7 protein-coding genes are annotated in these 6,099 nt (G+C 69.6%); 4 read left to right on the forward strand and 3 right to left on the reverse strand.

Features of this window, described 5'->3' with window-relative positions; genetic code table 11:
• The first annotated feature begins 271 nt into the window (after positions 1-271).
• The 3 genes from ABD374_RS22275 to ABD374_RS22285 all read left to right on the forward strand — a co-directional run bounded on the left by ABD374_RS22275 (position 272) and on the right by ABD374_RS22285 (position 1,936).
• Positions 272-694, forward strand: a complete 423-nt coding sequence (locus tag ABD374_RS22275; protein ID WP_344497361.1) for a hypothetical protein — start codon at positions 272-274, stop codon at positions 692-694.
• 185 nt (positions 695-879) lie between these two features.
• On the forward strand, positions 880-1,386 hold the full coding sequence (locus ABD374_RS22280) for a hypothetical protein (protein WP_344497362.1): 507 nt from the start codon (positions 880-882) through the stop codon (positions 1,384-1,386).
• A 43-nt stretch (positions 1,387-1,429) separates the two neighbouring features.
• Positions 1,430-1,936: a hypothetical protein gene (locus ABD374_RS22285; protein WP_344497363.1), complete on the forward strand. Its 507-nt coding sequence runs from the start codon at positions 1,430-1,432 to the stop codon at positions 1,934-1,936.
• Positions 1,937-2,043: 107 nt separating this feature from the next.
• Here the strand turns inward: ABD374_RS22285 and ABD374_RS22290 are convergent, their stop codons facing one another.
• Entirely contained in the window at positions 2,044-2,211 is a 168-nt protein-coding gene (locus ABD374_RS22290; protein ID WP_344497364.1) for a hypothetical protein, read from the reverse strand.
• Between ABD374_RS22290 and ABD374_RS22295 the strand changes: the two genes are divergently transcribed.
• Complete coding sequence (locus ABD374_RS22295; RefSeq protein ID WP_344497365.1) at positions 2,210-2,809, forward strand: hypothetical protein; 600 nt, start codon at positions 2,210-2,212, stop codon at positions 2,807-2,809. The genes ABD374_RS22290 and ABD374_RS22295 overlap by 2 nt on opposite strands.
• A gap of 85 nt (positions 2,810-2,894) precedes the next feature.
• Here ABD374_RS22295 and tpg read toward each other — a convergent pair whose 3' ends face one another.
• Positions 2,895-3,452 (reverse strand): telomere-protecting terminal protein Tpg, encoded by a 558-nt coding sequence (gene tpg, locus ABD374_RS22300; protein WP_344497366.1) that lies wholly within the window; start codon positions 3,450-3,452, stop codon positions 2,895-2,897.
• A 3-nt stretch (positions 3,453-3,455) separates the two neighbouring features.
• A complete protein-coding gene (gene tap / locus ABD374_RS22305; RefSeq protein WP_344497367.1) occupies positions 3,456-5,663 on the reverse strand; it encodes a telomere-associated protein Tap in 2,208 nt (735 codons plus the stop codon).
• Positions 5,664-6,099: the final 436 nt, after the last annotated feature.

Raw genomic sequence — 6,099 nt, forward strand, 5'->3', positions numbered from 1 at the left:
CACGCCAAGTTCGTCCCTGGTCATTTTCAGGCAACTTCCCGGAGCCTGATCGGAGCAGCAGCCGTCACTCAGCGTGCGCGCATCACGGAAAGCGAGCCAGAACCGGAGGTCGTGAACAAAGCCAGGGCGTCACACTGCGCTGGCGAGAGCAGTCCGACGTCATCACTTGCCAACTAGCCTGCGCCGGCACACTGATCAAACCCCGGGACGGACAGACCGCCCCGGCCGTACGGTCACACCAAGTCCAGTACTGACCTGCCCAGGAGACGTAGTGATCCCAGCACAACACCCCTACGAAGCGAACTACAAGCAGGAAGAGGACGGCCGCACGGTCTACAGGAGCAAGCCCGTCATTGCCTGGAACGACGAGGGCCAAGCGCTCGTCGTTGATGAGCGCAACGGTCGACTTGTCCCGGCGAACAACGGCCGCACCTTCACCGGGCTCTCGGAAGGCGGACACCCTGTTGTCGCCGCCATCCCTGGGGGTGGGTGGAGCGCTCGGTTCAAGAACCAGGACGGCACGTTCACCGTGGACCCGCTGGTGGCCTGGACCGTCCGAAGTGACGGCATTCTCACCCCCGTCGACACCGACACCACCGGCGTGTGCGATGACCCCACCGCCATGAGCAACTTCGATGGCCTCGTTGCCACCGGAGCTGAGACGCGGACGGCACAACAGGACAGCTCGGCATGACCGGGCTGTTCTTCATCCCGGCCGCCGCCTCCCGACAACTGCCCGGCGTCATCCGCCGACGCTCCCGTCGTACGGCGGCCGCGCCGGGCGGGGCGGACCCGGATCCCCAGTAGGCCAGCCGTCCGATTGCCCGGGGAGTGGTGCGGCGGGCATGCTGCGCGTTCTGCGAGGAGAAGAGGGAGAGCGTGTCCGAAGACGACGACACCACAGCGGCGGAAGCGTCGCTCAGGAGGGCCGTGGAGCAGCTGTGCGGCGACGGGGCGGGTGACGGCAGCGAGGCCGCCCAGGAGGCCGTCCAGGCGCTTGCTGACGGCTCTGGGAAGGCATGGACGCCCGAGCAGGAGACGCAGATCAGAGCCATGGTGGAGCAGATCCGCAAGCTGCGGGATCTGAACCGGCCGGGCGGTGGCTGGTGGCGTCGGCGCCGGGAGTGGAGGGCCCGTGAACGGCTCGTCGACATGATGGAGGCCGGCGGCCCGGAGCTCCTGAACGAGGCGGAGCTGCGGCACTGGAAGAGCCACGCGATGGTGGAGCTGCTGCTGAAGTTCACCGACACCGCGATGAAGAAGGACGACACGGTGGAGACGCTCGCCCGGTTCGAGGCGCTGAACGCCGTGACGTACGAGGACTACCAGCAGGCCAAACGAGCGCTGGCGGACAGCGGTCCGAAACGGGCTGAGCCAATCAGGTGATTCGGGCGAAGAGGGATCGAGCCTGTGGCTCATCGTGGCTTGTGTGAACCAGGAAACGATCGACCACGTTGGGCACTTCACGGCCCGGATGCCGCATCAGGGGGAGCCCTACGAGCCCTCCCCAGTACCGGCGATCACCGTGCGGGAGCATCGCTGCTCTGAGGAAGCGTGCAAGGAGTGCGAGGCCAGGGATGCGCTGGCCACGGGCCGCGATGTGTACGCGGACATTGAGATGAGCCTCAAGCGCGTTCGTGATCTCCTTGAAGTCGCGGCCCTGATGGGGCCAGCCGACCATGACGTGCGGATCTCCTATCTGAGCAGTCCCATGACTCCGGGCAGCGGGTGCGGCTCCGGGGCGCTGGTCGACGCCGCGTACCGGAGCGTGAACGCGGCTCAGATGCTTCTCTGGGCGGCCCGCGGCCAGGACTTCCGCTATCTCGTACGGGCCAACAGCTTTCTTTCCGCCGCCGCGTACGGTGCCGCCCGCGTCACGGACCGCCAGATCGTCTTCGCGGGAATCGCGGAGGGTCCTGAGGCGGCGGGCTCCTGAGGCGATGCGGACGAAACGGAGGTCCGTGGCCCTGCGTTGCGTGAGACCCCGCATCGGGGGTGGTGCCTGTTGCCATGGTGTGGGCGGGCCCGCCCGACAGGCCGAGGTCAGCTCCGGGTGCCGCGCCACGCTTCAGCCGCCTCGTCCTCGCTCAGCTCGTAGTTCGTGGGGTACGCGGCGCCCGGCCGCTGATCGGCAACGGGATCGTCCGGGTTGTGCGTCAGGTGCGCAACGGCCCGGACACCGGGGCCGGCGTCCGGCCAGCCTGCGGGCATGGACAAGTTGATCGAGCTGGTCAGCACGCTCGCCTCCGGGGCGGTCATCGCCGTTCTGGCGTCGTGGCTGACCAGCCGCGCCCGGAACCACCAGGAACAGCACGCCGAGATCGGGGCTCTGCGAGTGCAGGCAGATGCGATGACAGTGGCGGTAATTGAACTGCAGGGCGCAGCCACCGCCAACCGGCTGCTGTGGGAGGGACGGGCCGAGCGCGGCCGGACGTTCCTGCTGACCGTGCTCGCCTTCACCGGTGGTGCCGCCCGCGCCCGGATCGCCGGCGGCACCGAGGCACAGAGCGGGCTCGTGGGCTTCGGACGCGCGGCCGAGCTTCTGAGCCGGGAGCGGGTGGCGAGCAAGCAGGCCGTGGCCGCCGTGCGCGAGCCGCTCACCCGGGCCGCTACCGCCGCCGCCCCGCTCATGCGCTCCTCCGACCCGGCGGTCGTCACCGCCACCGAGCAGCTGCTGAACGCCCTGCCGGATGTGGAGAACACCGCGCGCCTGGAGGCTGCGTTGGAGGCGTTCGGCCGGGCCGTCAACGCCGCTACCGCGCCGCAGCTGTCTTGGTGGGCACGGCGCCGTGCCGCGCGTACGACCTGACCGTGGCGGGCCTTTCGTAGGATGCGGAACGCCGCGTCCCCGGCAGCTCCAATGCCGGGGACGCGGCGCTTGTGCGGGAGCCGGCCTACAGCTCGATGTCGAGCCGTTCCACGTCGGTGAACTNCACGCCCAGGCCGTGCGCGCGGCTGTTGTTGGCGCGGAAGTACATCCGGGCCAGGCCGTCGGCCGCGATCTGCCGGAGCTGGTCCTCGCTTTTGCCCTGCTCCCGTGCGCTGAACAGCTTGTCGGCGTACTCGGGCGGCAGGGCCTGGGTAATGTCCCGGATCCGGGCATCGTCGGTGGTGCCCCCGGCCGCTTCGAACCCGAAGCGGGCACGGGTGGAGACGACCAGCCCGCCTGTGGACGCCGCCTGCTTCCTCGCCTTCGCGCGGACCTGCGGCTGCCACCGCTTCTTGACCTCGCGCTCCAGGCGGCCGCGGAGGTCCTGGCGGGGCCGCTTGAGTTTGCCCGAGACGTACCGCTCCACGGTGCGCTGGGAGATTCCGAGCGCCTGGGCGGCGGCCTTGGTGCCCTTGAGCTGCTTGACCAGGTACTTCATCTGCGCCTGGGCGCTCTGCGGGATGCGGCGGGTGAATGCCCCCTCCAGCGCGCGGTCCAGGCTGTCCCCGAGCGAGTCGACCATGGGTTACTCCCCTTCTCCGGCGCTCTGGTCGGTCTTGATGAGGTTGGAGATGTTGAAGACGCCGCCGCGCTCCTCGAACTGCTGCTCTGCCCACAGGACCGTCTGGGTGCCCTGGTGCTTGACCATCCCGGGCAAGACCCCGAGCCGGAAGCCGCCGGGCACTGGCTTGCCCTCCTCGGTGTGCGGCAGGACGTCCAGCGGGGACGGGCCGGGCGAGGGGTAGACGATGGCGTCGGTACCGATCGCGACCGGGTACAGGTCGGCGGCGGCCGCCGTCTTCATCAGCTTGCGGTGCAGGCCGGTGCGCTGGTTGGCGAGCACGGCGGCCCGGATGTCGGGGCGCCACGTCCACCGGTCCAGCGCCGGGTAGGGCTCGTAGTAGGGCACCTGGCCCCGGGAGCGCTGGCGCAGCTTGCCGATCGCGCCCTTCGCCGTCGCCTTGATCGCGGTCTCCAGCAGCGCCATCGTCGGGTCGACCTGCTTGCGGCGCGCCATCGCCTCGAGGAACTCTTGGCCCTGGAGGTCGGTGGTGACGCCCATGTCGGCCATCGTCTCCACGTAGGCGTCGCGCAGCCGCTTGTACCAGGAGTCCAGGTAGCGGCCGGTCTGCGTGCGGACGTGCGCCTCGATCGGCGCGACGTCGAATCCGAGCTCCACCGCGTAGGCGACGGTGGGCGTGGCGTACCAGGCCGGGCCCTCGGGGTGGTCGCCCTTCGGCGTGAACGGGCTCGGGAGCCGGGAGCCGTCGACCGTGCGGCCGTTGACCCGTACGCGGGACAGGTCGACGTGGCTCAGGTCGACCAGCCACGAGCCGGGCAGCGCCGGATCGAACTTCGGGTTGTTTTCCAGGTGGGTCGGCCCGTTCAGTCCGACCGTGAGCCCGTTCGCGGCCGCGGCGAACGACATGTTGATGTCGACGACGACCAGGTACGGGTTGGCGCACTCCTCATCGGTCAGCGGCCGGCACCAGTCGTACGGCTCCTCCATCAGCATCTCTGCCGGAGTACGGATGTGGTGCCGGGCGAACCCCGCGTTCTTCAGGATCGGGTGCTCGTCCGGCACCTCGCACGGCACGACGGCGTACTTGGCGGTGATCGCGTCATCGTTGAACGCGGGCTTGAACTCCCCGGTCGCCTCGTCCTTCTGCGCGCGGGTGGGCGGGCGCAGCGCGGTCATCAGCTCCAGGCCGGTCGTCGCGGTGGAGCCGCGCGGCGTGATCACCCGGGCCGCGTACAGACCGAGGTACTGGACGAGTTCGGCCGGGTGCATCGTCGGCAGCTGCGGGTTGTCCTTCTTGTCCCACTCGCGGGCGTCCAGCGCGTTCCACGGCAGGATGCACAACTGGACGCAGCGGCGCCGGGAGCCCTCGGGGTCTCGGTAGACCCGGGCCCACGGACCGAAGCCGCGCTGGCTCATCTGGAGCCCAGCCCGGTCGATCTGCTTGACCACCTTGTGGCCGGACGGGAGTCGGCCCGCGTGCCGCTCCTCCTCCGACAGCGCGACCGGCAGGCCGAAGCGCTCCAGCGCGGACGCGGTGAGGACGAGGATCGGGTCGGCGTCGCGGCCGTTGCGGTGCAGCCGGGCCTGACCGAGGCGGGCCTCGGTCAGCGTCCAGTCGACCAGCGCCGGGATCGTCTTGGCGGGCACGTCCAGGACCAGGCCTCCGACGCAGTACGCCGACACCTGCCCGTCCTCGCAGTCGATGACCGCGAGCGGACCGTTCTCGAAGCGCGGGTCGACGGCGGCCGCCGACGCCGTAGTCTTCTTCGCCACCGCCTTCTTCGCACCCGGGCGCCGCGACGACGCGGCGGGCTTCACGGCGGGCGCCGGTCGTACGGCAGCAGCCGGGGCCGGGGGCGCCGGCGCTTCGGCCGCCGGGGCGGGAACAGGCGCGGGGCCGGTGAACGCCTCCGGGATTACCGGCGCCGGAGCCGGGGTGGACGCGTCGGCGGCCGGGGTGGGGAAGCGGGCGGCGAGGCCCTCCAGCAGCCGGGCGTACGCGGCGCGCTTCGGCGGCCGCGGCTCGGTCTCGCCCGACTCCCAGTTGCCGATGGTCTCCCGTCGGCTCTTGAGGGCCTTCGCGATCTGTTCCTGGCTCAGGCCAGCGGCCTCGCGCAAACGCTTGCGCTCTCCGGGTGTCGGGAGATCGTCCTGAGCGACCTCTTCCAACAGCGCATCGACCGCGCTGAACAGCTCGTTCTCAGTGGGCACAGAGTTCACCTCCACGCCACACTCTACCCCAATTGCACGCCGGATTTAACATTGGATTTCACATGGATCGCTCATTGCGGCTATGGTCTGCCGAGACGATCTAGATCATGGAAGTGCTGGATGTCCTTCGTCATCCAATCGAGGCGTTTGACAGCGAACCTAGCCGCTCGGCTTCTCTCCCCACAGAATCGTCACTTCGGCGGGGAGGTTGACCGCAGCCCGTTGCCGATCCAGGGTGGGCCCCTCCGCGCGGTCCGTGTGCCGGCAGCGTCTACCAACCGGGCAAGCACCTGGGCCCGTTGTCAGTGCGCCATGCGACCCTCGGCCCCGTCTAGGCAGTGTCTGATGGCTCTTGTCCGGGGCGGTGGATCTGTTGCCGTTCCGGGCAGGAGTCCGTCATGGTGCGTCGGCATGAACTGACGAATGCTCAATGGGA

The sequence above is a fragment of the Streptomyces enissocaesilis genome (assembly GCF_039533765.1).
In the GTDB taxonomy this organism is placed as follows: domain Bacteria; phylum Actinomycetota; class Actinomycetes; order Streptomycetales; family Streptomycetaceae; genus Streptomyces; species Streptomyces enissocaesilis.

Coding starts and splice junctions, on each gene's coding strand:
- ABD374_RS22295 (WP_344497365.1), top strand. CDS start 2,210: ATGGACAAGTTGATCGAGCTGGTCAGCACGCTCGCCTCCGGGGCGGTC.
- ABD374_RS22290 (WP_344497364.1), bottom strand. CDS start 2,211: ATGCCCGCAGGCTGGCCGGACGCCGGCCCCGGTGTCCGGGCCGTTGCG.